The sequence below is a fragment of the Bradyrhizobium sp. CSA207 genome (assembly GCF_029051685.1).
Lineage (GTDB): Bacteria > Pseudomonadota > Alphaproteobacteria > Rhizobiales > Xanthobacteraceae > Bradyrhizobium.
Map to the genome: position 1 here is coordinate 1 of NZ_JAACFT010000035.1, position 24,073 is coordinate 24,073.

Annotated in this window: 30 protein-coding genes, 1 pseudogene and 1 riboswitch; of the genes and pseudogenes, 10 read left to right on the plus strand and 21 right to left on the minus strand. The window is 64.0% G+C overall.

Annotated elements, in window-relative coordinates; genetic code table 11:
* Positions 1 to 196: 196 nt before the first annotated feature.
* Positions 197 to 469, plus strand: coding sequence for a (2Fe-2S)-binding protein (locus GWG65_RS31530; protein ID WP_275199383.1), 273 nt, complete (start codon positions 197 to 199; stop codon positions 467 to 469).
* 129 nt (positions 470 to 598) lie between these two features.
* Positions 599 to 1,087 (plus strand): bacterioferritin, encoded by a 489-nt coding sequence (gene bfr / locus GWG65_RS31535; RefSeq protein WP_148742700.1) that lies wholly within the window; start codon positions 599 to 601, stop codon positions 1,085 to 1,087.
* 127 nt (positions 1,088 to 1,214) lie between these two features.
* On the opposite strand, the gene GWG65_RS31540 is transcribed toward bfr, so the two are convergent.
* Both GWG65_RS31540 and GWG65_RS31545 read right to left on the minus strand, forming a co-directional pair.
* Complete coding sequence (locus GWG65_RS31540; RefSeq protein ID WP_275199384.1) at positions 1,215 to 1,817, minus strand: MSMEG_1061 family FMN-dependent PPOX-type flavoprotein; 603 nt, start codon at positions 1,815 to 1,817, stop codon at positions 1,215 to 1,217.
* 83 nt (positions 1,818 to 1,900) lie between these two features.
* The gene (locus GWG65_RS31545; protein ID WP_275199386.1) at positions 1,901 to 2,245 is read right to left on the minus strand and encodes a hypothetical protein; all 345 of its coding nucleotides are present in this window, start codon (positions 2,243 to 2,245) and stop codon (positions 1,901 to 1,903) included.
* A 320-nt stretch (positions 2,246 to 2,565) separates the two neighbouring features.
* Between GWG65_RS31545 and GWG65_RS31550 the strand changes: the two genes are divergently transcribed.
* Positions 2,566 to 2,832: a DUF2277 domain-containing protein gene (locus GWG65_RS31550; protein ID WP_275199388.1), complete on the plus strand. Its 267-nt coding sequence runs from the start codon at positions 2,566 to 2,568 to the stop codon at positions 2,830 to 2,832.
* A 97-nt stretch (positions 2,833 to 2,929) separates the two neighbouring features.
* A complete protein-coding gene (locus GWG65_RS31555) occupies positions 2,930 to 3,151 on the plus strand; it encodes a hypothetical protein (protein ID WP_275199389.1) in 222 nt (73 codons plus the stop codon).
* A gap of 69 nt (positions 3,152 to 3,220) precedes the next feature.
* Here the strand turns inward: GWG65_RS31555 and GWG65_RS31560 are convergent, their stop codons facing one another.
* Entirely contained in the window at positions 3,221 to 3,721 is a 501-nt protein-coding gene (locus GWG65_RS31560; RefSeq protein ID WP_275199390.1) for a collagen-like protein, read from the minus strand.
* A gap of 156 nt (positions 3,722 to 3,877) precedes the next feature.
* Here GWG65_RS31560 and GWG65_RS31565 point away from each other — a divergent pair, with 156 nt between their 5' ends.
* Entirely contained in the window at positions 3,878 to 4,129 is a 252-nt protein-coding gene (locus GWG65_RS31565; protein ID WP_275199391.1) for a hypothetical protein, read from the plus strand.
* On the opposite strand, the gene GWG65_RS31570 is transcribed toward GWG65_RS31565, so the two are convergent.
* Together GWG65_RS31570 and GWG65_RS31575 are read right to left on the minus strand one after the other, a co-directional pair.
* A complete protein-coding gene (locus tag GWG65_RS31570; RefSeq protein ID WP_148742694.1) occupies positions 4,126 to 4,374 on the minus strand; it encodes a helix-turn-helix domain-containing protein in 249 nt (82 codons plus the stop codon). The genes GWG65_RS31565 and GWG65_RS31570 overlap by 4 nt on opposite strands.
* A 198-nt stretch (positions 4,375 to 4,572) precedes the next feature.
* Positions 4,573 to 4,743, minus strand: a pseudogene (locus GWG65_RS31575) (SDR family oxidoreductase); the annotation flags it as partial.
* 119 nt (positions 4,744 to 4,862) lie between these two features.
* Between GWG65_RS31575 and GWG65_RS31580 the strand changes: the two are divergent.
* On the plus strand, positions 4,863 to 5,348 hold the full coding sequence (locus tag GWG65_RS31580; RefSeq protein WP_275199392.1) for a J domain-containing protein: 486 nt from the start codon (positions 4,863 to 4,865) through the stop codon (positions 5,346 to 5,348).
* Between the two features lie 154 nt (positions 5,349 to 5,502).
* Here GWG65_RS31580 and GWG65_RS31585 read toward each other — a convergent pair whose 3' ends face one another.
* Positions 5,503 to 5,763, minus strand: coding sequence for a hypothetical protein (locus GWG65_RS31585; protein WP_275199393.1), 261 nt, complete (start codon positions 5,761 to 5,763; stop codon positions 5,503 to 5,505).
* A 156-nt stretch (positions 5,764 to 5,919) separates the two neighbouring features.
* Positions 5,920 to 6,303, minus strand: coding sequence for a RidA family protein (locus GWG65_RS31590; RefSeq protein ID WP_275199394.1), 384 nt, complete (start codon positions 6,301 to 6,303; stop codon positions 5,920 to 5,922).
* Positions 6,304 to 6,784: 481 nt separating this feature from the next.
* Between GWG65_RS31590 and GWG65_RS31595 the strand changes: the two genes are divergently transcribed.
* Positions 6,785 to 7,219, plus strand: coding sequence for a hypothetical protein (locus tag GWG65_RS31595; protein ID WP_275199395.1), 435 nt, complete (start codon positions 6,785 to 6,787; stop codon positions 7,217 to 7,219).
* 263 nt (positions 7,220 to 7,482) lie between these two features.
* Here GWG65_RS31595 and GWG65_RS31600 read toward each other — a convergent pair whose 3' ends face one another.
* From GWG65_RS31600 to GWG65_RS31610, 3 genes are all read right to left on the minus strand, one after another.
* A complete protein-coding gene (locus GWG65_RS31600; protein WP_275199396.1) occupies positions 7,483 to 8,193 on the minus strand; it encodes a glutathione S-transferase family protein in 711 nt (236 codons plus the stop codon).
* Positions 8,194 to 8,364: 171 nt separating this feature from the next.
* Complete coding sequence (locus GWG65_RS31605) at positions 8,365 to 9,018, minus strand: glutathione S-transferase family protein (RefSeq protein ID WP_275199397.1); 654 nt, start codon at positions 9,016 to 9,018, stop codon at positions 8,365 to 8,367.
* A gap of 340 nt (positions 9,019 to 9,358) precedes the next feature.
* Positions 9,359 to 9,886: a mismatch-specific DNA-glycosylase gene (locus tag GWG65_RS31610; RefSeq protein WP_275199398.1), complete on the minus strand. Its 528-nt coding sequence runs from the start codon at positions 9,884 to 9,886 to the stop codon at positions 9,359 to 9,361.
* Positions 9,887 to 10,002: 116 nt separating this feature from the next.
* Here GWG65_RS31610 and GWG65_RS31615 point away from each other — a divergent pair, with 116 nt between their 5' ends.
* Entirely contained in the window at positions 10,003 to 10,488 is a 486-nt protein-coding gene (locus GWG65_RS31615; RefSeq protein ID WP_275199399.1) for a DUF4262 domain-containing protein, read from the plus strand.
* Between the two features lie 83 nt (positions 10,489 to 10,571).
* On the opposite strand, the gene thiC is transcribed toward GWG65_RS31615, so the two are convergent.
* The 6 genes from thiC to GWG65_RS31645 all read right to left on the minus strand — a co-directional run bounded on the left by thiC (position 10,572) and on the right by GWG65_RS31645 (position 16,367).
* Entirely contained in the window at positions 10,572 to 12,470 is a 1,899-nt protein-coding gene (thiC, locus tag GWG65_RS31620) for a phosphomethylpyrimidine synthase ThiC (protein WP_275199400.1), read from the minus strand.
* A gap of 197 nt (positions 12,471 to 12,667) precedes the next feature.
* Positions 12,668 to 13,294 (minus strand): thiamine phosphate synthase, encoded by a 627-nt coding sequence (locus tag GWG65_RS31625; protein ID WP_275199401.1) that lies wholly within the window; start codon positions 13,292 to 13,294, stop codon positions 12,668 to 12,670.
* A complete protein-coding gene (locus GWG65_RS31630; RefSeq protein WP_275199402.1) occupies positions 13,281 to 14,063 on the minus strand; it encodes a thiazole synthase in 783 nt (260 codons plus the stop codon). Before GWG65_RS31630 ends, GWG65_RS31625 begins: the two co-directional genes overlap by 14 nt.
* Positions 14,064 to 14,319: 256 nt before the next feature.
* Entirely contained in the window at positions 14,320 to 14,517 is a 198-nt protein-coding gene (gene thiS / locus GWG65_RS31635; RefSeq protein ID WP_275199403.1) for a sulfur carrier protein ThiS, read from the minus strand.
* Between the two features lie 7 nt (positions 14,518 to 14,524).
* Positions 14,525 to 15,535 carry an FAD-dependent oxidoreductase gene (locus GWG65_RS31640; protein WP_275199404.1) on the minus strand — a complete coding sequence of 337 codons (1,011 nt, stop codon included), beginning with the start codon at positions 15,533 to 15,535 and terminating at the stop codon, positions 14,525 to 14,527.
* Positions 15,523 to 15,651: riboswitch (TPP riboswitch) on the minus strand. (Overlaps the previous gene by 13 nt.)
* A gap of 170 nt (positions 15,652 to 15,821) precedes the next feature.
* Entirely contained in the window at positions 15,822 to 16,367 is a 546-nt protein-coding gene (locus tag GWG65_RS31645; protein WP_275199405.1) for a lytic transglycosylase domain-containing protein, read from the minus strand.
* A gap of 259 nt (positions 16,368 to 16,626) precedes the next feature.
* Here GWG65_RS31645 and GWG65_RS31650 point away from each other — a divergent pair, with 259 nt between their 5' ends.
* Positions 16,627 to 16,857 carry a hypothetical protein gene (locus GWG65_RS31650; protein WP_275199406.1) on the plus strand — a complete coding sequence of 77 codons (231 nt, stop codon included), beginning with the start codon at positions 16,627 to 16,629 and terminating at the stop codon, positions 16,855 to 16,857.
* A gap of 321 nt (positions 16,858 to 17,178) precedes the next feature.
* Complete coding sequence (locus GWG65_RS31655) at positions 17,179 to 17,703, plus strand: PRC-barrel domain-containing protein (RefSeq protein WP_275199407.1); 525 nt, start codon at positions 17,179 to 17,181, stop codon at positions 17,701 to 17,703.
* Between the two features lie 150 nt (positions 17,704 to 17,853).
* Here GWG65_RS31655 and GWG65_RS31660 read toward each other — a convergent pair whose 3' ends face one another.
* The 5 genes from GWG65_RS31660 to GWG65_RS31680 form a co-directional block, all read right to left on the minus strand.
* A complete protein-coding gene (locus GWG65_RS31660; RefSeq protein ID WP_275199408.1) occupies positions 17,854 to 18,684 on the minus strand; it encodes an ABC transporter permease in 831 nt (276 codons plus the stop codon).
* Positions 18,681 to 19,943 (minus strand): ABC transporter permease, encoded by a 1,263-nt coding sequence (locus GWG65_RS31665; RefSeq protein ID WP_275199409.1) that lies wholly within the window; start codon positions 19,941 to 19,943, stop codon positions 18,681 to 18,683. The genes GWG65_RS31660 and GWG65_RS31665 overlap by 4 nt, the downstream gene beginning before the upstream one ends.
* A 109-nt stretch (positions 19,944 to 20,052) precedes the next feature.
* A complete protein-coding gene (locus GWG65_RS31670) occupies positions 20,053 to 21,111 on the minus strand; it encodes an ABC transporter substrate-binding protein (RefSeq protein ID WP_275199410.1) in 1,059 nt (352 codons plus the stop codon).
* A gap of 81 nt (positions 21,112 to 21,192) precedes the next feature.
* On the minus strand, positions 21,193 to 22,302 hold the full coding sequence (locus GWG65_RS31675; RefSeq protein ID WP_275199412.1) for an ABC transporter ATP-binding protein: 1,110 nt from the start codon (positions 22,300 to 22,302) through the stop codon (positions 21,193 to 21,195).
* A gap of 116 nt (positions 22,303 to 22,418) precedes the next feature.
* The gene (locus GWG65_RS31680) at positions 22,419 to 23,987 is read right to left on the minus strand and encodes a DUF4403 family protein (protein WP_275199413.1); all 1,569 of its coding nucleotides are present in this window, start codon (positions 23,985 to 23,987) and stop codon (positions 22,419 to 22,421) included.
* Between the last annotated feature and the right edge of the window lie 86 nt (positions 23,988 to 24,073).

Sequence of the window (24,073 nt, forward strand, 5' to 3'; positions counted from 1 at the left end):
GCGACGGGGGTGGGAGCGGTGGCGACTAGGCCCGATCCAGCTTGATTTTGATCCAGCGCAACGCCGTGTTTTAGAGCCATTCTAGGCTGGTCCCGGGCCAGTTTGGAATAGCTTCAAATACCGGTTTTTCCTTTTGCATCCGGCCGGGCCCTTAACTATCGATATTGGCGCATCACCAAAGGGCCTGCTGCTTTCCATGATCGTCTGTTCCTGTAACGTGCTGAGCGATGACGACATCCGCGCCGCCGTCGCCGAGTCCGACGACGCCGTGCGCTATGCCAAGCAGGTTTATGGATGCCTCGGCTGTAGCGCCGAATGCGGTCGCTGCGCACGCACGATCAAGACCATCATCGACGAAGCGCTTGGCCCCTGCGCCCAATCCTGCTGCTCCGGCTGTCCGCACAGCCACCAGGTGGCGGCGAACGACGAGGCGACCGAGCCCGCCGAATTCGCACTCGCGGCCTGCTGAACCCGACCGACGGCCGAGTTTATCCCCGGCTACCGCCCTGGTAGCTGGTTGCCCTCGTTCTTAAACTGCTTTAGAAAGATTCTAAATTCGGTCTCCGGCCGGATTGGACTGCAAGAGCTGGAGTGAACCATGCAGGGCGACGCAAAAGTCATCGAATATCTCAACAAGGCACTGCGTCACGAGCTGACTGCGATCAACCAGTACTGGCTGCACTACCGCTTCCTCGACAATTGGGGCCTGCGGGACATGGCCAAGGTTTGGCGCAAGGAGTCCATCGAGGAGATGGAGCACGCCGACAAGCTTACCGAGCGGATCCTGTTCTTCGACGGCTTCCCGAACATGCAGGTGCTCGATCCCCTGCGCATCGGCCAGAACGTCAAGGAGATCATCGAGTGCGATCTCGCCGCCGAGATGAGCGCGCGGGCGCTCTACCAGGAAGCGGCCACCTATTGCCACAGCGTCAAGGACTACGTCACGCGTGACCTGTTCGAGAAGCTGATGAGCGACGAGGAGCACCACATCGACTTCCTCGAAACCCAACTCGACCTGATCGGCCGCATCGGCCTCGAGCTCTACACCCAGAAGCACGTCGGCGGGCTCGAGGGCGAGGGGCATTAGGCCCCCTAGCTCCGCTCTCTCCATTCGTCGTGGCCGGGCGTGTCCCGGCCATCCACGTGCTGCCCCGCAACGAAGACGTGGATGCCCGGGAGAAGCCCGGGCGGCTATGTGCGGCTCGAAAGCCTGTCTACAGCTGCGTCTTGTAGCGCTCTTCGACTACGTCCTGGCTTTCCGGCTCGCCAAGGCTGGTCTGCTCGTGGATGATTTCAACGATGCTCGGCATCACTGAGCGCTGCACCTTGTCCGGCGACCACAGCTTCGAGCGCATCAGCGCCTTGCCACAGTGGAAATAGACTTCACTGACGGCGACGTTCAACACCGCGCGCGGCGGCTTGCCGAATTCCACCATCGAGGCGAGCAGATCCGGATCGACCGACAGCGTGCCGCGCCCGCCGACGCGCAGCGTCTCGTCGATGCCGGGCACGAAGAACAGCAGATGCACGAAGCCCGAGCCTTCGACGACGTTCCGAAAACTGTCGATCCGGTTGTTGCCGGAACGGTCGGGCATCAGCAGTTGGTTGGGGCCGGCGACGTGGACGAAGCCGATGCTTCCGCCGCGCGGTGAGGCGTCGACGCTGCCGTCGCTGCCGGATGTCGCGAGCACGCAGAACGGCGACATCTCGATGAATCCCTTCGCATGCGCATCGATCGCGGGACGCGCCTTCGCGATCACGCGTGGGCTCGGTCTCGGATAGAGGGTGGCGAGGTCTTCGGGGCAAAGGTCGGTCAACGGGATGTCTCCGCTTCAGCTTCGTAACAAAACTACCGGATCGGGCCATTGCCAGCCAACGAAATTCCGCCTGCCGCCGTCGGCTACACCGCGTCGGCTGGCACGAAACAGCTGATGATGATGGCGCCGCGGTGGTGGACGTACCACACCACGGCCTGGCCGACCGGATTGCCGCGATCGCGGATGATGGCGCGCTCGGGCACCGCCATCCACTGGCCTTCGATCGGTACCCAATAGCTACCGTTGCGCACGTCGTACTCGGTGCGATGGCCGTCGGAGATATCGCAGCAGGGCACGCCGTTCGGCGCCATCACGCTCTTGAACCAGGCGCGGATGTCCGGCGGAACGTTGTCATATTGACCGTTGTCGAACGCGAAGGCGGCGCCCGTCAGCGCCGCCAGCCAAACGCACAGTGCGAATCTGTACATGCGATCCTCGTCATCGCCTGCCGTGCCACTGGCGCGCGATTGTCCCGCGCGTCGATTCGTATCGTTGATGTGATTAAGCCCGAGCTGTCAGCGCATTGCATGCTCAAATAATATGCGGCGCGGATGCGTCGCATATGATGCGTTGCGAGATGAGGACGTGGAGCGCGCCGTCCTACATCGCCCGTTGCGGCGCGGTTTGCAGGAACTGCCGGATCTGCTCGCTGTAGAGGTTTGCATTGCCCGTGGTGCCGAACTGTCCGGAAGGATGTAGGATTTTGGTTCAGCCGATCGTCTTTGAGAGAAACATCGGGAGACAGTTCATGTGCCGCAATATCAAGACGCTGTTCAACTTCGAGCCGGCAGCGACGGAGGAGGAGATCCACGCCAGCGCGCTCCAGTTCGTGCGCAAGCTGTCCGGCTTCAACAGGCCGTCGCAGGCCAACGAGGCGGCCTTCGATCGCGCGGTGATGGAAGTGTCGGAGGCCGCACGCCGGCTCTTGACCTCGCTGCACACCCATGCGCCGGCGCGCGACCGCGAGGTCGAGGCGGAGAAGGCCAAGGAGCGTTCGCGGTTGCGCTTCGGCTAGTCAGCCCCTGACGACCGTTCCGTGATCTGGCTCACGGTAGGGGCCGCTTCAACGCGCGATGATGTTCGCCGGGCTTTTATCAACCCGGAGCAGGACCATGAGCCGCCCCCTTCTTCCCCTCAAAGCAGGTGCCCTCGTCTTCACGCTGCTATGGACCGCGTGGATGATGTGGTGGAGCGGCTCGTTCAGCGGCGCCAACGTCGTGGTCCTGGCTCTGTGCGGCGCGGCGGTCGGCTATCTCTGGTATCGGGCCATGCGCTGGCAGTTCGAGCGGATGGGCATGGTGCCCCGCAAGGACGATTCAACCAAGGCTTCTTGATGAATTCACGTGTCCCGGAGGCGGTGCAGCGCGTTAGCGGTGCGCCGCCAAGCCGGGACCCAGAACTCGCTATTCCTTGTGGCCGTGCTTCTTCTTTTTCTTCTTTTTCTTTTGGTCGTCGCCTTCACCGTCGTCGCCCGCGTCATCGACGGGCCCATCGTCAGCCTCGTGTACGGCAGCTTCGAGCGCCGCGCGCTCGGCGGCTTCCTGCTCGCGCTGATGGCGGCGCTCATCCCAGGCGTCGAAGAGCTGGTCCAGCCAGGGCAACACTTGTTCGATCGACGGCAGTTGGCCGGGCGGACCGGGCTCGCCGCGCGGGCCTTGCGGGCCCGCTGGTCCCTGCGGTCCTGCGGGTCCACGCGCACCGGCCTCGCCTGGCTTGCCCGGCAGGCCAGCCTTGCCCTGCGGTCCCGCCTTGCCCATGGGTCCTGGCTTACCCTGCGGCCCCGGCTTGCCGCGCGCGCCGTCCGGCCCTCGCTTGCCCGGATGGCCCTGCGGCCCCGGCCGTCCCGGCTCGCCTTGCCGCCCGCGCGGACCTTGAGCTCCCTGTCGTCTCTGTTCGTCTGCCACGCCACTGCTCCCTGTGCGGAAGCAGATTCCTTAGCGGCGTTTGACGACAGCGGCAATTCCGTCCGTGCCCGCGCCGGGCTTGATCAACATCAATCGGCTGCATGGGATGCCGTGTCATGGAAATGTGCACGGCCACAGCCTTGCAAGGAGCAATCGATGCGCGCAGCGTGGAAGATGTTTGGCCTGTCCGCTGTCATTCTCGCGGCAGCGCTCGGCCTCGCGCAATTGCTCGTGCCCGACATCGTGCCGGTCGCCTTTTCCGAGGAGCCGCAGCCGTCTTGGGCCGTCATGACGGCCTTCATCCTTCGCGCCATCGAACTGATCGCGGCAGCGGTCGCGGTGATTGCGCTTGCCGTCATCGCCGGCGCATGTGTGCGCCACGAGCTGCGCCATCTGTTACGCAGCTAGTCCTGATAGGCGGGCACGTCGATGCCGGAGGCGGCATACAGCCTGATCTTGTTGCGCAGCGTGCGCACCGACAGTCCAAGCACGCGCGCGGCGCGTGTGCGGTTGCCGTCGCAGCGCGCGAGTGTCTGGAGTACGAGCTCGCGCTCGACCTCGTCGACGGTCGCACCGATCAGGAGCGGAACGATCTGGTTTGGAGCAAGAAATTGCGCGCCCGGCTCGGACGCTGCGACATGAACAGTGGTCATCAACACACCTCCCGATCTACGCCCGCTTCCATCTTTGGAAGCGGATCGAGAACAAACGACCCCCAAGCCGTAGATCTACGGTGGCCGGGTTTGGTTAATGAAAGGTTAACCGCGGGCGATCGCACCAATTGACCTTGGGATTGCCGCGAAGGCGCCGCGATTGGCACAGGATGCCTCGCAGCGACAGGGCGCTCTCGCTCACACTGTCCGATACCCGCCATCCACCATCACGATCGTTCCGGTGACGTAAGCCGACATATCCGAGGCGAGGAAGATCGCGGGGCCCACGATGTCATCAGGCTTGCCGGTGCGCGCCAGCGGGGTGTGGTCGACGAAGGCCTGCACCAGCGCCGGATTGGTGGCGCGCACAACGCCATGACTTTTTCCTCCCGGATTCGTTTCGAAATTTCATGAAAGGCTAACTCGAAATTAAGGGGTCGGAAACGGCGGCCTTGGCATACTGACCTTGATTGCTAAACGTTGCGCGCATGATGGAACGGCTTGAATCCTGGAAACTGGCGCTCGAACGCCTGCGGTCGGCGGAGTGCGGCGACTGGCCCGAGGCTGCCCGGCTCGTGGCCGAGATCGCGCGGATGAGCACGGATGCCACGCTGCGACAGGCCGCGGGACAGGCGCTTCCCGTGCTGCGCCAGGCCATCGACAACGACGATCACAGCATCACGCTCGCAGCCCAGCGCCGCATCGGCGTCGTCCTCGACGTCATTCATGATCTGACCGCGCCGCGCTTCGGCCGCCGCAACATGATGCCGAAGAAGCTTTCCAGCGAGGACCGCGCGCGCAGGATGCTCGGCCTGCCGCTCGCCGTGCAGCTCACCTGCGAGGACATCAACCAGGCCTATCGCCGCGCCGCCAAGGACAGGCATCCCGATCAGGGCGGGAGCGCGCAAGCCTTCATCGAGCTCGCCGCCGCGCGCGACATCCTGATCCATCCCGGCGCCAACAAGGACGCGTGAGGCGCTGGCTCGCTGCGCCTCATCACCCGCTGTGTGCGAGTAAAAATGCAAGCGGGCAAAGGACGCGGCGTCGCGCCCTCGCCGCGGATGTCTCAAAAAAAGAGGGCGGATTGCTCATGCAACGCGCCCTCAATTCGATCTGAGCCTTGGCTGCTCAGAGCGTGCAGCGGCGCTCCGTACGCAGCTTGAGCTGGAGATCAGAAGCCGCCGTGAAGGTCGGCAGCGGCTTGCTGACGACCTTGTAGGTCGAAGTCCCCCACTGGAACGGCTTGTACTTCAGGTCCTCATTCCAGACCTGGCAGATGCCGGTGTTGTCCCAGCGGATCACGTAATAGCCGACTGCCGCCGAGGCTGGCACGGCGAACACGGAGGTGGCGATACCGGCAACGGCACAAAGGGCGAGAACGCGATGCATGCAAAAATCTCCTGATGGGGAAGTGTGATCTGAAAATTCGTGCGGGAAAAGCAGGTCCTTTGCAAGCCGGGGAGCCGCCGTTTCACGGATATGTCAGAGAGAGCCGGGCACTTGGTTTGGCCGAGTGCCCGGCAGGTCACACGCGCCGGACGTGGCTCACTTCGAAAGCGAGGCCACCGCCTCGATCTCGATCAGCATCTTCGGGTCCGGCAGCGCCTGTACCACGCAGGTGGTGCGCGCGGGGTAGGGCGGCGGGCCGAACGCGCCGGCATAGAGCGCGTTCATCGCCGCGACGTCGGCGGCGCGGGTCAGGAGCACGTTGACCTTGACGAGGTCGTGCATCGTGGCGCCGGCTTCATCCAGCACGCGCCTGATGTTGACGGCGACGTTGGCGAACTGCGCCTCGAAGCCATCAGGCAGCGCGCCGTTGGCATCGAAGCCGGGAATGCCGGAGATGAAAAGGAGGTCGCCGACCCGCGCGGCAAAGGACAGCGGCGGCGCCTTGACGTGCGGCGGGGGTGCAAAATGCTGGATCGGCATGGGTCACCTCGGATGGGGGACGGCGGCGTAGTCCGCATCAGCGTAGCGCCATGCGGGATGGTTGCAACCGTCATCGGTAGGCGCGGTGCAGACCCGCTTAAACAAAAAGCGCGAAAACAACCCCATGCACAGTAGGCATCAAGCAGAAATCATTGATCTTTTTCTAATTCGGGAAAAGCAAAACAATCATTTGCTCCGTCGGGCAAAACAGGGGCAGAATGGCATGATGTCGTGCGGCACCAAACTCCGACGTCATGCCCCGGCTCGACCGGGGCATCCAGTACGCCGCGGCTTCTCGGATCAACCACCGCCGTCTCTGGAATACTCGATCGCCCGGTTAAACCGGGCGATGACAGTTGAGTGTGTTGCTACAGACCACGACTCACGCCCGCCCCCATCATGTTGCCGCCGTGATCGATCGGATACATTCGGCTCATCTGATTCGATTCCACCCTTGAAAAACAGCCCCCGGAGACGCCCCATGAAGATCGCTTCTTTCCTGCACGCCGCGCTCCTCGCCATTGCCGCGCTTGCCGGGCTTTCGACGACGGCGCTGGCTGACGGCGGCACCGTGGTGCTGACGATCTACAAGGCGGGCTGGATCATCGGCGGCTCGGGCGGCTCGGGTGTGCTGAACTTCCGCGGCCGCGCCTATTCGCTCTCCACCGGCGGGCTCGACTACGGCCTCGTGTTCGGCGGCTCCAAGACCGTGCTGCGCGGCCGCGTCTCCAACATCAACCGTCCCTCCGATGTCGCCGGCGTCTACGGCGCCGCCGGTGCCGGCCTCGCGCTCGGCCGCGGCGCCCGCGCCATCGTGCTGACCAACCAGAAGGGCGCGGTGCTCGAGCTGACGGGAACGCAGGTCGGCTTGATGGCGAATGCAGATCTGAGCGGACTTGCGATCACGATGCGGTAGGCCGCCTCGAACTTTGGCTCGTAGCCCGCATGAGCGATAGCGATATGCGGGTTCACTGCCGATCCCGGATGTCGCTATCGCTCATCCGGGCTACGCTTCCGTCACGATCTCCTGACTGTACGCCCTCGCCAGACCCTCATGGTGAGGAGGCGCGCAAGCGTCGTCTCCGGACGATGCTTCGCATCGCTCGGAGAACCATGCAGGCCAATCATCTGCAGCCATCCTTCGAGACGCGCTTCGAGACGCGCGCAAGAGCGCGCTCCTCAGGATGAGGTCTGTGGTTGCGACGAGACCGCCGCGTGGATCCTCTCGCAATGCGCGACGAGATTTTTGTGCGCATCGACGAACGCTTTCAGCGGCGTCGGAATCGGCAGGAAATAGATGTTGGCGACAAAGCCGTAGATGCCGGCATCGATGCTGGTCGGCGCATCGCCATGCACGAAGCCTTTTGCGGGCACGATCTCGGCCAGCACCTGCAGATCGGCGAGTCCCCGCGCATAGGCCTGCTCGGGCGTGTAGCGGCCGATGCCCTGGAAATGATAGCGCTGCGCATTGTACGCTTTTGCCGTCTCAAAGCCCGCCGCATCGATCTGCGGATGCTGGGCGATGAACGCATCGCGAAACGCTGGATAATAGCGCTCGTCCTTCCAGCGCGAATACGACATCACCCAGTAGAGATCATCCAGCATGCGCGTGACCAAATGATTGGTGCGGCGCTGCTCCGGTGAAAGCTTGGCATCGATGGTCAGGCGATATTTTGCGATCGCATGCGCGATGATCGTCTCGCTGTCGCCGATGGTCTCACCGTCATCGACGACGTAGGGCAGCTGCCCGCGCGGCGCGGCGGAGGCGTCGAACAGGTGCTCGTGCACGAACGGCACGCCGGCGAGCTTGAGGAAGGCGTAGACCTTGAGGCCATAGCCGTTGTTGTCGGCGACGGCGCACAGTTCCGGATAGGAATAGAGGGTCAGCATGGGGTGCTCCTCTCTTGGCCGAGGCAGGATGCAGGGGTGTGGCGCAGGACGCAATGGTAGCCTCGTAGCCCGCATGGAGCGAAGCGAAATGCGGGTCCACTGCCGGTCCCGGATGTCGCTATCGCTCATCCGGGCTACGCTTCCGTTACGATCCGCCGACTGCACGACGGGTTACGGACCGGAAGATGCCGCGGTAAAAACCGCCAACTGAGCATCGAACGCACGCCTGAATGCCGGCCGCGCTTCGCCGCGGGCGACGTAGGCGGAGACATTAGGATATTCGTCCAGCAGGCCCGATGTGTGCAGCCGGCGCAGCACGGTGACCATCAGGAGGTCGCCGGCGCTGAATGCGCCATCGAGCCAGTCGGCATCGCCGAGGCGGCGGGACAACTCGCCGAGGCGGACGCGGACGCGATCCCTCAGGATGGGCAGGCGCTCCTCGTACCAGGGTTTGTCGCGCTCGAACAGCATGGCCATCGCGAGCTCGACGATCGGCGGCTCCAGCGTGCTCAGCGCGGCAAACATCCACGCGATCGTGCGGCTCCTGGCATTCGCCTCGACCGGCAGCAGCCCGTCATGGCGCTCGGCGATATGGAGCACGATCGCTCCCGACTCGAACAGAGCGAGATCGCCTTCCTCATAGGTCGGAATCTGTCCGAACGGATGCAGCGCCAGGTGCGCGGGCTGTTTCATCGCGCTGAACGAGACGAGGCGGACGTCGTAAGGCTGGCCCACCTCTTCGAGCGCCCAGCGCACCCGCATGTCGCGGGCCAGTCCCCTGCCGCGGTCGGGCGAGCTTTCGAAGGCGGTGATGGTGGGGGGCATCTGGGGTCTCCATTCGTCGTCATTGCGAGCGCAGCGAAGCAATCCAGCTTGTCGCCGCGGAGACAGCCTGGATTGCTTCGTCGCAAGCGCTCCTCGCAATGACGGGGTTGCGGCAGCGCGGCCGCTCACGGATCATTGCGTGATGCCAGCGAGGCGTTCGGTTTAGCACTTTACGTCCAGAGGACGAACGACCGGCGCCGATTCCGACAACCTGTCTGCTTTTCCGGCGCGTAGCCGGTAGGGTGGGTTAGCCGCTCGCGAACGCAGTCGCTCAACACGGAACGGTGCAAGGCGTAACCCACCTCTTCTGCGTCCGCGGCGATAGAAGCGGTGGGTTACGCTACGCTAACCCACCCTGCGCAGCGATCCACGCCGCAAGCTCACGCCACGGCTCCAGCGTCCAGTGCCCGGACGCAGCGCCAGACGGCGAGGGGAGCACGAATATGTCCGGTAAGCTTCCATGGGGCTGTTGCCTTCCCAGCGAAATCACGCTCGACGGCCTGCCATAAAACAAACTCGCCGCCTTCTTGCTCGTGAGCGCAATCGTCCTCGGGCGATACTTTTCGATCTTGGCCCTGAACCCCGCCACGTCGATCGACTCCGTCGCGATCTGATGATCCATCCCGGCGCCCGACTTGGAGAGATCGGTGAAGCCGATCCCGAGCTCGAGCAAACTTGCGAACTCCCCCGGCTGGTAGCGCCGCGCCGTGATCCCGGCCTCATGGATCGCGCGCCAGAAGCGGTTGCCGGGATGGGCGTAGTAGTGCCCGAGTTCGGCCGAGCGCGTGCTGGCGGCGGTGCCGACGAAGACGAGGCGGAGGTCGGGACGGAGTTGGTCGGGGAGGCGGTGGAGGTTGGCTAGAGGCAAAGCGCCGGTCCGTAGAATGGTGTGGACGTAGCCGTCATGGCGGCAGTTGGAGTTGCGAAAGTCAAGTGATGGGTTACGCTACGCCCCTCTTCCGATCTCGCCGCGGAGCGCCGCGCATGCTGGACGATTTCGAATGGCCTAAACCGGATGGAGCGCCCGACGAGGCCATTTTTCGCAACGTCCGCAATCACGGTTGCCATATCGTCGGAATTCCCGATGCCGATCCGTCGTTTGCATTTTCAATCGGCCTGTTTCTAAACTACGGCCACCCCGAGCTTATCATCTTCGGCCAGCGCTCCGAGAACGCGCAGGCCATAATCAACTTTGTCCGCGATCGCGTGGCGGTGGGGCACAAATTCTCCGATGGCGATATCTCCGACGATTTCTTGGAGAACGACTACAAGCTCGGCTTCTGGCAAGTGCCGTTTAAGGCTTACCCCGAATACTTGGGCACGGCGATCTGGTTCTACTCCAAATCCCGGCTCGCATTCCCCTGCCTCCAGGTCATCTGGCAGGACGTCAATCGGCGCTTTCCCTGGGAGGCGGAATGCATACCCGGTGTTAAAGAGGATCAGCCGTTGTTGAAGAGAATGGTTTCTTGACCAAAAAGCCGGGCCGTTTTGCCCGGCTTTTCGTTTCCGATTGATGTCCGAGTCGAGCCCGGGCACGACAAGGATGGCGCCGCTCACAACACCCGATTGCTCTCCTTCACCTTCTCCGCATCCAGATACACGTTGCTGCCCATCTCCTTAAACTTCTCGCTCATCCTGGCCATGCCGTCCTCGGCGACCCCGCTCATCGACATCCCCACCGCCGCCGGATCGTTCAGCGTCGCCGCGTAATCCCGCACGTCCTGCGTGATCTTCATCGAGCAGAATTTTGGGCCGCACATCGAGCAGAAATGGGCGACCTTGTGGGCTTCCTTCGGCAGGGTCTCGTCGTGGAAGTTTTTCGCGGTGTCGGGGTCGAGGCCGAGGTTGAACTGGTCGCTCCAGCGGAAGTCGAAACGGGCGCGGGAGAGCGCGTCGTCGCGCAATTGCGCGGCCGGGTGGCCCTTGGCGAGATCGGAGGCGTGGGCGGCGATCTTGTAGGTGATGACGCCGGTCTTGACGTCGTTGCGGTCGGGCAGGCCGAGATGCTCCTTCGGGGTGACGTAGCAGAGCATGGCGCAGCCGAACCAGCCGATCATGGCCGCTCCAATGCCCGAGGTGATGTGGTCGTAGCCCGGCGCGATGTCGGTGGTCAGGGGCCCGAGGGTGTAGAACGGCGCTTCACCGCATTCCTTGAGCTGTTTGTCCATGTTGATCTTGATCTTGTGCATCGGCACGTGGCCGGGGCCTTCGATCATGACCTGGCAGCCCTTGTCCCACGCGATTTTTGTCAGTTCGCCGAGCGTTTCGAGTTCGGCAAATTGCGCGCGGTCGTTGGCGTCCGCGATCGAGCCCGGGCGCAGGCCGTCGCCGAGCGAGAACGAGACGTCATACTTGCGCATGAGGTCGCAAATCTCGTCGAAGTGGGTGTACAGAAAACTCTCCTTGTGATGCGCCAGGCACCACTTCGCCATGATCGAGCCGCCGCGCGACACGATGCCGGTAACGCGGTTGGCGGTGAGGTGGATGTATTGCAGGCGCACGCCGGCGTGGATGGTGAAATAGTCGACGCCCTGCTCGCACTGCTCGATCAAGGTGTCCTTGTAGAGCTCCCAGGTCAGCTGCACCGGATCGCCGTTGCACTTCTCCAGCGCCTGATAAATGGGCACCGTGCCGATCGGCACCGGCGCGTTGCGCAAAATCCATTCGCGGGTGGTGTGGATGTTGCGGCCCGTGGAGAGGTCCATCACGGTGTCGGCCCCCCAGCGGATCGCCCACACCATCTTCTCGACCTCTTCCTCCACCGACGACGTCACCGCCGAGTTGCCGATGTTGGCGTTGATCTTGGTGAGAAAATTGCGGCCGATGATCATCGGCTCGAGCTCTGAGTGGTTGATGTTGCAGGGGATGATGGCGCGGCCGCGCGCGATCTCAGAGCGCACGAACTCCGGCGTGATGAAGGCGGGCACTTCCGCGCCAAAGCTTTCGCCGTCGGCGAGCGCTGCCTCCGCGCGCTCGAGCTGCTGCTTGCGGCCGAGATTTTCGCGCGCGGCGACGTAGATCATCTCCTTGGTGATGATGCCGGCGCGGGCAAATTCGAGCTGGGTGATCTTGTGGCCGTCGAGGCCGCGCAGCGGCTTGTGATAGGCCGAGAACGCGCGCGCAGCCTTGTCGGTGGAGACGCTGCCATTGTCCTCGGGCTTGATCTGCCGGCCCACATATTCCTCGACGCCGCTGCGTTCCAGCACCCAGGCCTTGCGATTGCGGGCAAGACCCGCGTTGACGTCGATGGTCACGCTCGGGTCGGTGTAGGGGCCGGAGGTGTCATAGACCGGCAGGTTCGGCTCGCCCGCGCCCTCGGAGAGGATAATCTCGCGCAAGGGCACGCGCAGCTCGGGCGCCGCATCAGGGGAAGCGAAGATCTTTCGCGACGACGGCAGCGGGCCGGTGGTGACGGCGGGGACGGTCTTGTCAGGGTTGGAGCGGATGTTCATGGGATCCTCCGGTTTAATTCGTATGTGCGTGCGTCGGGACGACGCTAGTGACCGCTTGCTCCGTCATTGCGAGGAGCTCGCGACAAGATTGCGTAGCAATTTTGCGCGGATGCGACGAAGCAATCCAGACCGTCTCCGTGGAGAGACTCTGGATTGCTTCGCTGCGCTCGCAATGACGTGGGGAGAGAGTGTGGGCATCACGCCGCCTCCTTCGACTGGCCGAGCCATTGGCGCACCCGCGCATCGGGGTCGGCATGTTGGGTGACGTCGCTGACGACGGCGATGGAATCGGCGCCCGCTGCAAAAATCTCCGCGGCGTGCTCGAACTTGATGCCGCCGATTGCAACCAGCGGGATGCCGCCGATACGCTTCTTCCATTCGGTGATTTTTGGCACGCCCTGCGGCTCGAAGCGCATCGATTTGAGCGTGGTGAAGAAGATCGGCCCGAGCGCGACGTAGTCCGGCTTGGCCGCGAGCGCGGCTCCGAGCTCATCGTCGTCATGGGTGGAGATGCCGAGGAGAAGGCCCGCCTCGCGGATGGCTTTGAGGTCCGCGTCGGCGAGGTCTTCCTGGCCCAGATGCAAATACTTCGCGCCGGCGACGATCGCCGCGCGCCAGTAGTCGTTGACGACGAGTTTGGCTTGCGTGCCGTTCGTGATCTCCAGCGCGTCGGTGACGATCTGAAGGGCCTGCGCGTCGTCGAGGTCTTTCGCGCGCAATTGAATCGTGCCGACGCCGAGCCTGGTCAGGCGCTCGACCCACTCAAGGCTGTCGACGACGGGATAGAATCGATCAGGATACGCGTTGCGATCAGGATACGGCATGCCAGAACGGGGTCCCAACGACAGGGGTGGACGGGGAGGCGAAATCGCGGGCGTTCATCAGCCCGGCTTCATAAGCGGTGCGGCCGGCCTCGATGCCGAGGCGGAAGGCATTGGCCATTGCGACGGGATCGGCGGCTTTTGCAATGGCGGTGTTGAGCAGCACGGCGTCATAGCCGAGCTCGAGCGCCTCGGCCGCATGCGACGGCGCACCGATGCCGGCGTCGACCACCAGCGTGATGTCGGGCAGCCGCTCGCGCAGCAGTTTGAGCGCATCGCGGTTGGTGATGCCCTTCGCGCTGCCGATGGGAGCGGCCCATGGCATCACCACCTTGCAGCCGGCATCGACCAGTCGGTTGGCGACCGAGAGATCCTCGGTGCAATAGGGGAACACCTCAAAACCGTCCTTGATCAGGATGGTCGCGGCTTCGACCAGGCCGACCACGTCAGGCTGCAGCGTGTCGTTGTCGGCGATCACTTCGAGCTTGATCCAGCTTGTGCCGAACAATTCGCGCGCGAGCTTTGCGGTCGTCACCGCCTCGCGCACGCTGCGGCAGCCGGCGGTGTTCGGCAGCACGGTGACGTCGAGCTCGCGGATCAGATTCCAGAACGCGTCACCGGTCTTGCCGCCGGCGGATTCGCGCCGCAGCGACACTGTGACGATGTTCGAGCCCGAGGCGCGGATCGCCGCCTGCATGATCGCAGGGGAGGGATACAGCGCGCTGCCGATCAGCAGGCGGGAGGCGAAGGTTTTGCCGTAGAAGGTCACCATGTCGAAGGTGTCTCCTGAAATACAGCTGTCGTCCCGGCGAAGGCCGGGACCCATAACCACAGGACTTCGTTGTGACGGTGCGCGCCGCTCCAAACGCCGCTGTCATCCCCGCGAAGGCGGGGATCCAGTATCCCAGAGGCGGTGCGGCTAGAACCGAGAAGCCGCGGCGTACTGGATCGCCCGGTCAAGCCGGGCGATGACGGCAGAGTGTGGGGCCTTCGCCGGGACGACGTGGGGAGAGAGCGTGCTACCATCCTCACCCTCCCTGCCGCGGCGTGATGATCTCGATCTCGTCGCCGGCCTTGAGGCTCGTCTCGGCCCAGCGGCTTTTCGGCACCACGTCGTAGTTGAGCGCGATCGCGAAATGCGTGCCCTCGTAGTCGAGTTCGGCCAGCAGCGCGTCCACACGCGCCGAACTCACCTCGCGTTGCTCGCCGTTGACGATCAGAAGCATGGGACCATCACCCGCATTGCATCACCTCATTGTCGATCTGGCCGCGCTGGACATATTGCAATGTCAGCTCGGCGAGCGCCGGCGCGATCAGGAAGCCGTGGCGGTAGAGGCCGTTGACGGCGATGCTGTTGCCGCTGATACCGATGCGGGGCAGATTGTCGGGGTAGGCGGGACGAAGACCCGAGCCGAATTCGACGATGCGGGCCTCGCCGAAGGCCGGATGCACGGTATAGGCCGCGCCCAAAAGCTCCAGCGCCGAGCGGACGCTGACGCCGGTGTCCTCGGCTTCGATCGAGGTCGCACCCAGCATGAACAGGCCTTGATCGCGCGGGATCACGTAGAGCGGCCAGCGCGGATGGATCAGCCGCACCGGGCGGGCAAGCTGCACCTCGCTGGTCTCGATCAGGATCATCTCGCCCTTGACGCCGCGCAAGGCAGGCTGCTCGTCGCGCGCACTGATCCCGCGGCAGTCGATCACGATGCCGTCGAGATCGCTGGCTGTGACATCGCTGCCAAACTTGATGGTGCCGCCGGCGGCGCGGATGCGTTCGTGCAGTTTCGGCAGCACACGGCGCGGCTCGACGTGGCCTTCAGTCTCGAAGAACAGGGCGTCGCGGAAGTGGCCTTCCAGCGACGGTTCGAGTTGCGCCAGAGCCGCAGCATCGAGCCGGCGGTGGCCCTCGGTCATGCGGGCAAAGCGCTCAAAATCGTTGCGCTCGCGGGGGTGGGCGACGACGAGGGAACCGTTGAACGGGGTGTCCGGCAATTCGCGCCGCCAGATATGCAGCGAACGCAGGCCGAGGCGGCTGATGATAGGTTCGGAAACTTCCGCCTCGCAATAGGGCGCGAGCATGCCGCCGGCCCAATGGCTGGTGGAATCGGTCATCGCCGCGTCACCGCGCTCGTGCAAGGTCACGGCGTGGCCGGCCTGCGCGAACAGCAGCGCCTGCCACGCGCCTGCGATGCCTGCGCCGATGATGGATACCGGAGAGTCCGGCCGCTTGGTGGTCTGCAACATCCCTGTCCCTTCGCCGGCATGACCCGGATCAGGTTCAAAGGGTCACCGCGGTCCTGGGCCTTCTGACCCATTTAGCGGTATCTCAGCTCCTCCTCGGAGCACCCCTCGGAACGGCTCTAATGTAGGCCAGTGGGCGCTTGTGTCAACGCATACCCACTCGTCATGCCCGGGCCGGTCCCGGGCATCCACGTTCTTGGACGCGGAGACAAAGACGTGGATGGCCGGGGTCATAGGCGAGCGGAAGCGACGCCGTCCTTCGGACGGCTATGCCCGGCCATGACGAGGATTACCGAGCGGGAACCTGCGCCCGGGCGTTACGCAGCCGCTGGGCCAGCTTCCGATGCTGCGGCGCGCCGAACATCGGCTGCGGATTGCCGTTCGGCTCCAGCCAAGCCTGTGCGCTCGTGTCGGCGCTGGCCTGTTGCACCATTTCCTGACGCTGCCGCTTTGCGGCGTAGTAATAGCCGCCTGCATAATAACGAATGGCTCGGGCGTGATCGCCATTGGCTGCGTGATAGGCGCCAGCGAGATATTTTACAGCATAGGTGAGGTTGGTGTTGGGATCGCGCAGGCCTGCGGCATCGCCGGTGTAGCCGAGCCCGCGGGCGGTCGCGAGCTTGATCTGCATCAGCCCGATCGTGCCGCCATGGCCGATCAGGTGCGGCTGGTAGCGGCTCTCGCGCATGATGACGCGATGCACCAGCGCCTCCGGCACGCCATTGGCGCGCGCATGGGCCGCAGCCATCTCGGCATAGTCGGCTTCGCCGGCAAGTACCGCCTGCGGCAACATCAGCCCGGCCGCAACCAGCGCGGCAATGCGTAAAATTTTCATCAGATGCGCCTTGAGAATGTCTTGAGAATATCTTGGGTCCTGAGTGATCTGCGCCCGGCTGCCGTTAGGCCTGCCGAACGCGGCGATGATGTGACCAAACGCCGCCGCTGACGATTTTTGCGGCGCCGAGCCGCCGTTACGACTCAATGCTGCCGTAGGCTTCCCTCGGGTGGAAACCGCAACTCGCGACAGCGAGCTTGTCTATTCGCGCGCAGACGCGAAAGCCACTATCAAAGCACTGCAAATCGGGAGAGGTGCCATGACAAGAACAAACATGGCCAAAACAGACACGGCCAAGGCACATATTGGCGACATCCCCAGGCAGAATCCCTGTGCCCAATGCGGCACGCCGATCCCGCAGCCCGACTGGATCGAGCCGGGCGACGGGCGCATCTCCTATCTCTGGAATTGCCCTGCCTGCGGCTATCGCTTCGAGGCCGTGGCGATCTTTGATTCTGCAGCCGTCGAGCACCCGCCGCTCGCGGCCTGAGGCGCCGGTTACATCGCGATTTCTTTCAGCTCTCCCCGCTTGAGAGAGGTCGGCGCGATGCGCCCGGGGAGGGCTGCGCTCTCACGTACCAGCCATGCGATGAGTTTTGTTGGCGGCGTCGAGGCGGAATGCTCACGTCGGCATCGACGCCACCGCGTTGTGCTGAGAACCGTGCGCTGCAACATGTTCCTGGGTGACCCAGGAACAATCGCCGGCGATTTCCATCTCGCGCATCGCGCGACGAAATTGCCGCACGATACGGAACTGCCAATGATCAAGTCCGTTTTCTCCGCACGAGTTTCTATCGAAGGAGAGGACAAGATGTTGATGAAATCGATCGCGGCCGGCGTCGCCGGGACCGCACTGCTTGCAACCGTTGCGTTTGCGCAATCGCCGACTGCGACCACCGACAAGGCGCCGACCGCATCCACCGTGACGACAACCTCGGCGTCGGGCGAATGGCGTGCATCGAAGATGTCGGGCCTGAAGGTCTACAACGAGTCCAACGAGAACATCGGCTCGGTCAACGATCTCTTGATGGACAAGAGCGGCGCCATCAAGACGGCCGTCATCGGCGTCGGCGGCTTCCTCGGCATGGGCGAGCATCTGGTCGCCGTTCCCTTTGACAAGTTGAAATTCGCCAACGAGGCCATCGCCTACACCGGTACCGGCGCGACCAACCCGCCCGGCCGGCCGGCCGCGCCCACGACGACGACCGGGGCTGCGACCGGCACGGACAAGGCCGCGACGGCCACGTCTGCGTCGAAGTGGTATCCGGACCACGCCGTGTACAACGCGTCCAAGGACGAGCTGAAGAACATGCCCGAGTTCAAGTACTCGGAGTAACGCGGCTCTGAATGCCCAAACGAGGTGCGCCCGGTTTTCACCGGGCGCGCCCTCGTGTCTTTTCCGACCTCGCCCCGCTTGCGGAGTGCTCCGTCATTCTCGGCACCTCGTCGAACTCTTGAAGCGTCGATCGATTCGCGGCGCCGCCGGTCAGGCGCTGCTGCCCTTGAGCCGTTCGTTGCGTCGGCGCAGGCCTTCCATGGTGGCGAGCAGGATGACCGATACCGTCGTCAGAATCACGGCCGCTGCCGTGATGGTCGGGCTGATGTTCTCGCGGATGCCGCTGAACATCTCGCGCGGCAGGGTGCGCTGCTCCGGCCCGGCCATGAACAGCACGATCACCACCTCATCGAAGCTGGTCGCGAAGGCGAACAGCGCACCCGACGCCAGGCCGGGCAGGATCAGCGGCAGGATCACGCGGCGGAACGCGTCGAGCGGCGAGGCGCCGAGTGAGGCGGCGGCGCGCGCCAAATTGGTGTCGAAGCTTTGCAGCGTCGCGCCGACCGTGATCACCACGAAGGGCGTCGCCAGCGCGGTGTGGGCCAGGATCAAGCCAAGGTAACTGCCGGTCAGTCCGATCGGCGCGAAGAAGAAATAGAGACCGACCGCGGTGATGACGCCGGGCACGACGACCGGCGACAGCACGAAAGCCAGCACAAGCGGTTTGAGCCGGCTCTTCCACTGCGCCAGCCCCAGCGCGGCCAGCGTGCCAAGCACCATGGACAGCAGGGTCGAGGCGACGCCTATAATCATGCTGTTCTTCAGCGACGTCATCCAGCGCGGCGAATTGATGAAGTCGTCGTACCAGCGCAAGGAGAGCCCGGGCAGCGGATAGGTCAGGTAGGAACCCGAGCTGAAGGACAGCGGCATGATCGCCAGGATTGGCGCGATCAGGAAGATGAACACCAGCGTGGCGATAACGATGGTCGCGGTCCACGCGATGCGCTGGCTGGGCGTGCGGAGGGAGGAATTATCGCTCAATTCTTCATTCCTCCCGTGACCTGCTGTCCCTGCACCAGCTTTCCGTAGACGAGAGCAAGCAGAAGAGTGAGCAGCAGCAGCACCGCACCCAACGCCGAGGCAAGGCCCCAGTTGGCCGTCTCGGTCGTGTAGAGCGCAATGAAGTAGCTGATCATCTGATCGGCGGCGCCGCCGACGAGTGCCGGCGTGATGTAGTAGCCGAGCGCCAGGATGAAGACGAGCAGGCTTCCCGCGCCGATACCGGGCAAGGTCTGAGGCAGGTAGATCCGCAGGAAGGCGGCGAGCGGCGGCGCACCGAGCGAGGCGGCGGCACGCATGTAGGCAGGCGAGATGGCCTTCATGCTGCTGTACAGCGGCAGGATCATGAACGGCAGGAGGACGTGGGTCATCGCCACGCAGACACCGAAGCGGTTGTAGATCAGGCGCAACGGCTCGTCGATGATGCCAAGCCAGTGCAGGCTGTCGTTCACGACGCCCCTGCTCTGCAACAGCACGATCCAGGCGCAGGTGCGGACCAGAAGCGAAGTCCAGAACGGCAGCAGGACGAAGATCATCAGCAGATTCGACCGGCCCGGCGGCAGCGTCGCCAGGAGGTAAGCAACCGGGAAGCCGAGGATCAGGCAGAGCACCGTGACGCTGAGGCTGATGATGAAGGTGCGGGTGAAGACGTTGCGGTAGATCGCCTGGTCCGGCGCGGCCGCGACGATCGCGCCGTCTGCGTTCCGGGTGAGATCGAGCGCCGCCAGCAGATAAAAGCCCGTCACCGGGCCACTGGCGTCCTTGATCGTCGTCCAGGTGGTGCGTTCGCGCCAGGCCGGGTTGATCTTGCCCAGCGTCTCCTTGGCCGTGCCGGGCTCCGGCGCCGCCTTCAGATTACGTGCCGTGCTGGTCAGGATCGTGCGGAAGCCGTTCAGTGCGTAGTTGAGCCGCTTGGCCGCAATCGCCATGGTGCCGGAGGCGCGCGCCGCCAGGATGTCGCTTGCCAGCGCCGCATAAGCCTTCTCGTCCGGCAGGTCTTTGCCGTCCCAGTCGGCGAGAGCAACGACGGTCTGGGGCAGGACCTGACGCACCTCGCGGTCGTCGACAGAGCGCCACAGCATGCCGGCGATAGGGCCTGCGAAAGTGAAGAGCAGAAACAGCAGAAGCGGCAGCACCAGTGCCAATGCCTTGAGCTGGCGCGCGCGCTCCGCCCGCCTCAATCGGCGCTTGAGCGGCACCTCGATCTGCGCATCGGCGCCGGTCAGGAATGCGGCTGTCATGGGTTGAGCCTCTTTGACCGGAAATCCCTCGCCACTTCAGGAAAGGGGTGGGGCACAGGCGAGGAGGTGTCGATCCTCTGCCTGTGCCGTACGCCGATTCGGCAGCGCGCTATTTCGCTGCCCATTTGTTGAAGCGCTCGGTCAGGCGGTCGATGTTCTCGAGCCAGAAGCCGACATTGATCTCGACCGCGTTCTTGATGTTATCAGGCGCAGTCGGCAAGTCCTTCAGAACGGTCGGCTGGATCAGGGCGGCGGCGTCCTTGTTCGAGGTGCCATAAGCAATATTCTCGGACAGCTTGGACTGGTTCTCCGCCTTGCCGGCGAAGTCCAGGAACTTGTAGGCCGCATCCTTGTTCGGGCTGCCCTTCAGGATGACCCAGCTGTCGAGGGTGAAGAGCGCCCCGTCCCACACCATGCCGAAATTCTTCTTCTCTTTCTTGTTCGCGGTGTCGATGCGGCCATTGTAGACCGAGGTCATCGCCACCTCGCCGGAGGCGAGCAGTTGCGGCGGCTGGGCGCCGGCCTTCCACCAGACGAGGTCGCCCTTGATGGTGTCGAGCTTCTTGAACGCGCGCTCGATGCCCTCGTCGGTCGCCAGCACCTTGTAGACGTCCTTCGGCGCGACGCCGTCGGCGATGAGGGCGATCTCCAGCGTGGTCTTCGGACCCTGGCGCAGGGCGCGCTTGCCCGGAATCTTCTTGGTGTCGAAGAAGTCGGCCCAGCCCGCAGGCGCCTCCTTCAGCTTGTCCTTGTCGTAGCCGAGAACGAAATCGTACACGATGGCGCCGACGCCGCAGGGATTGACCGACGCCGGCATGTAGGCGGCTTCGCCGCCGATCCTGGAATAGTCCAATTTCTCGAACAGGCCTTCCTCGCAGCCGACAGCCAGTTCGTCGCTCTCGACCTGGACGACGTCCCAGGTGGCGGCGCCACCCTGCACCTTGGCGCGCAGCACGCCGATGCCGCCGTCCCAGGACTCGTCGTTCATGGGAATGCCGGCCGCCTTCTTGAACGGCTCAAAATAGACCTTCTTCTGGGCATCCTGATACGCGCCGCCCCAGGATACGACGGTGAGGTCACGCGCCTGTGCGACCGTCGCCAGCGCGGCGCTGGCAGCGAGCGCCGCGGCGAAACCCAGAGCAATCTTGCCAATCTTGCGCTTCAGCATGGTCTTTGTTCCTTCTTCATGTGAGTTGCGTTGAGGTGGATCGATGCCGATCCCTTGCGTGGCAAAAGGCTGCGGGTTGGATCAGACGGGATCGAGGGCCAGGCAGTCCTCGGGCTGGAAGGTGATGAACACGCTTTCGCCATGTCTCAGGCTGCCATGCGCGTCCGGCTGAAGCTTGACAATGAACTCCCCGTTGCCGGCGACATCGAGCACGGCCAGCGCATGGTCGCCGAGATAGATGGTGTTCTGCACCCTGGCCGGCAGGCGGTTCGGTCCGTCGCTGGAGGTGCCGTCCAGGATAATGGAGATCCGCTCCGGCCGCACCGACAGGGAAGTCGATGCGCCCGCGCCTGATACGTTGACCGCCCGTGCGGTAACGGCGCCGCCATCAGGCAGCACGACGCGGCAATATTCCTTCTCGACCGTCTCGACGGTGCCGGTCAGCACATTGTTCTCGCCGATGAAGTGGGCGACGAAGCTGTTCACCGGATGCTCGTAAAGCGCGTCGGGCGTGTCGATCTGCTGCACAATGCCGTCGTTGAACACGGCGATGCGGTCCGACATGGTGAGCGCTTCGCTCTGATCGTGGGTGACGTAGACGACGGTGATGCCCATCGTCTCGTGCAGTTGCTTGATCTCCAGTTGCATCTGCTCCCGCAGGCGCTTGTCCAGGGCTCCCAGGGGTTCGTCCATCAGCACGAGCTGCGGGTTGAAAACCAGTGCGCGGGCCAGCGCCACGCGTTGCTGCTGACCGCCGGACAGCTGCCCGGGCCGCCGATGCGCCAGGGTGTCCATCTTAATCATGCGCAGCGCCGCCCTGACGCGCTCTTGCGCTTCCGCCTTGTTGATTTTGCGAACGGATAGCGGGAAGGCGATATTCTCCGCGATCGTCAGATGCGGAAACAAAGCATAGTTCTGGAACACCATGCCGATGTCGCGCTTATGCGGCGGCATGTTCTTGATCGGCCGGTCAGCGAGGTAGATCTCGCCATGGGTCGGAACCTCGAAGCCGGCCAGCATCATCAGCGTGGTCGTCTTGCCCGAGCCCGACGGGCCGAGCAGGGTGATGAACTCGCCCTTCCTGATGTCGAGATCGAGGTTCTTCACCACGAGGTGCTCGCCATCATAGGTTTTCTGAATGCCGGAAAAGCGCACCAGCGCCGGCGCAGGCGTGACCATGCCGGCTTCCATGTTGTCCTCGCGTTATCAGCTACAGTGCTGTCGGCACCTCTCCGAAGAACAGCTTAGCATCCTCCGACGAGAATGCCAGCGGCGCAAGCGACGCGCGCCCGGTGAGTGAAAGCGCGCTACATCCCCGATAGCTTCGTCACGAACACGTTCAGCGTGCCGCCGGCCTCCGCGACCACGCGCAGCGTCTTTGCGTCGAAGGCGATGTCGGCGAGCGTCAAACTGCTGATATTGGCCTCGACCTTGAGGCCGTCCTCGCTCTTCTGGAAGTCGGCGATCGCGGCCGCGATCTTCTCGCGGGCGTTGGCCGCGATCGGCTTCAGATCGAGCGTCACTTTCTGCACCAGCGCCTGCTGCATCTGCGGCACCACCGCGCGCGCGGCGGCCCCTAGCAGGCCGAAGGCCGCTTCGGATTCCACCGCGAGCTGGATGTCGGCGAGGCGCAGCGTCTGCTGGGTTTGGTCGAGCATCGGCCGGCCCCAGATGTGCACGGTCGCCTCCGCGCCGAGGCCGAGCCAGCTTTTCTTCTCCTTGGCGCGCACCAACAGCGAGATCAGCAGCCGGTCGCCGGACGGGACAACGTTGACGCTCTTCACGGTGACGTCGACCGGGCCGGAGCCGTCCTCGGGGTAGGTGTGGCCGACCATTTGCGCGGCGATCAGCTTGTTGATCTCGGTGAAGGGCACGTCGATCGGCACGCCGATGTTCACGCCGGTGCCGGTCGGCGGCACGATCGAGATCTTGTCGGGGAACGGGCAGTCCGGCTTGGTTGCCGTCGTCGTGACGCGGGTCTCCGCTTCCAGGCCGAGCAGCAGCGTGACGGCCTTCGCGTCGACACGCGGCTGCGCGGCGATCGCCCGCACCGGCTTCATCTCGAGCCAGAGCGGCGGCAGGGAGGCCGAAGATCCCGTGCCTTGCAGCGGGATCGAACGGCAAGCCTTGGCCCATTGCACCTTTGCATTCTCCCGCAGAGAGGGATCGTTGCGGATGCGTTCGGAGGCAGCGTTGAGTTGCTCGCCCACCGTCTTGTCGATCAGCGGCTTCACCTGCGCCGGCACGTTGACCTTGGCGCCGGCGACCGAGAGGTTGGTGTCGCCGAGATTGACCTGGGCGCCAAGATTGGGCTCCAGGTGCCAGTTCGCCGCGAGCTTCGGGCGCGAGGTGACGACCACGTTGCCATTGATCTCGGCGCTGGCATTCAAATTCTTGATGTTGACCGCGCCGATCTGTTTGGCGGCATTGCCGCCGAGCACGTTGCCGAGCGCCTCGCCGAGCGCGCCGGTAGCCTTCGACGACAGCGATCCCGTCACGTTCAGCTTGCCGGTGAGCGGTGTCGACAGCGTCAGCACGTCCTTGTCGCCGACGGCGGACATCGGACCACGCGCGGCCGTCCAGCCGATGTCGGCGTTCTGCAGGATCTGCGAGATCGGATTGTCGGCCTTGCCGGCGAAATTGCGCGGCGCGGCCCTCTCGGCCTGGTCGCGGATCGCCGACAGCGCGATCGACACCGGGGCCACCACGATCGAGCTCTTGGCGACCGGGGGCAGCGGCGGCAGCTGCGCGACCGGCGGCGCGGAATTCGCCGCAGGCGGCGACAGCCAGTCCATCGCCTTCAGGCTGATGAAAAACGACGCCGCGATCACGACAACGGCGATCAGGACAGTCTTCAAGTTCAACGTCAGACGCATCAATCCCCCAGGCCGCCCGGTGGATTCTACAGGGCGGGAGAAGAGGGCGCTAGAGCGCATGGATGGGGTGGAATTGGGGCGAATGG